The organism is Hyphomonas oceanitis SCH89, from assembly GCF_000685295.1.
GTDB classification, from domain to species: domain Bacteria; phylum Pseudomonadota; class Alphaproteobacteria; order Caulobacterales; family Hyphomonadaceae; genus Hyphomonas; species Hyphomonas oceanitis.
This window is the reverse complement of the sequence record NZ_ARYL01000112.1, coordinates 1-1,425: the sequence shown is the minus strand read 5'-3', so window position 1 is coordinate 1,425 and position 1,425 is coordinate 1. Positions and strand designations below refer to the sequence as shown.

General features: G+C 49.7%; 1 protein-coding gene. It reads right to left on the bottom strand.

Annotation, left to right across the window (positions count from 1 at the left end; all coding sequences use genetic code 11):
* Positions 1-198: 198 nt before the first annotated feature.
* On the bottom strand, positions 199-1,224 hold the full coding sequence (locus tag HOC_RS20440; protein WP_156950580.1) for a polysaccharide pyruvyl transferase family protein: 1,026 nt from the start codon (positions 1,222-1,224) through the stop codon (positions 199-201).
* Between the last annotated feature and the right edge of the window lie 201 nt (positions 1,225-1,425).

The following is a 1,425-nucleotide window of genomic DNA, read 5'->3' as shown; positions in this document are numbered from 1 at the left end:
GGTCAAGGGCGTCAACGCCGGACGCTTACCTAAATAGCTGGGTGAGAGTTATTGATTATGACCGCGCAAAGTATCCGGGCTCACAATCAGTTGCTCCTCTGCCAATGTGACCGCGATTCAAAAGAGCGGCCCGGTTCTGAATTTTTAACCTCTGGAACCCAATAACACAGTCGGATTTAGCTGCACGCCCACATGCCGTTAGCGTTGTGCCGCCACCAGTGTATTTGCGAGTTCCAATGCCTGATCCGGTTCGTCAGCCCAATGAACCGTGCTGTATTTGTGACTAGTATATTCCCATACTGCCCGATTCTTGCCAAAACGATCAGGAAGAAGAACGCATGGTTGTGCGCGCAAGGCGGTCAGCACATGGGGGTGCAATCGGTCGGTGACCAATACCTTTCCTTGATCGAGCAATCGATTGCCGTTTGAAATTATATATCTAGATATCTCTTGATATGATGAGTTGACCACGGAATTGGTGAGTGGTTGCAGTATAGGCAGTGTGCGACCTAGCTTCGAACCTATGCGGGCCGACAATACGTTGAATATTTTGCGATCAATTGATGGCCAATCAAATACCTTTACATGATCCGGTGTTTTGAAGTCCGAGCCCTCCATGTCGTTTCGTGCGAGCCAGATCACATCATGCTGGATGAGATCAGTGATGCGCGGCTGGGGAGGCAAGAGGAAAGCCGAGTCGTGGATGGTGATGACCGATATATGATCGGGAAACACATCTCGCGCCGATGCTGCGCTCACAGGATCGCGCGCCATCATGATAACGTCTCGGTGTTCGCCAAAAATCGTGCTCGCCTCCCGCCGATCGTCTTCGTCAACAAACAGCATTGTCGACGGTAGAGAGATGAGGCGATTGTCAGGGCATGCTGCAGCCACCGCGCGCTTGACTTCGGCATGCCTGGGCCACAAGCGAGATACTGTGACGCCTCCTAGGAACAGTACGGCGCCGTCACCTATGGCTTTGACCATGTCCCCGATATTGAAATCCCACTCATTTGCCACATAGGCTATGCAGATTCCGCTTGCTTTAAGATAAGTGGTAATAGCTAGCCACATCATGTGATTGCCGACATTGTCATCGAGTGGAAAGTGCAGCACAGCTACCCGACGATTAAGAGGCATACACTGATCAAGAGAGGATGAGATCTCTTTCGCTTGCGATGTTAGCAAGATGTCATCAGATGCTGGCAATATGTCGGTGTTCACAAGAGCTGAGCTCCAATAAAAAGGCTTTCACTATCAAGTTAGATGAAGCTTTCGGGGGCGAGTTTAGCCAAAGTTGAAAACAACAATTGCAATATGGCCATTTTCGCAAAACTTACGCAAGTATCAAGTGCCGCGTGCTGTAGGTTTAATTAGAGGAAAAGTGAAATTGAGGGTAGCGTCCCATCAGATGGTGTAAATCGT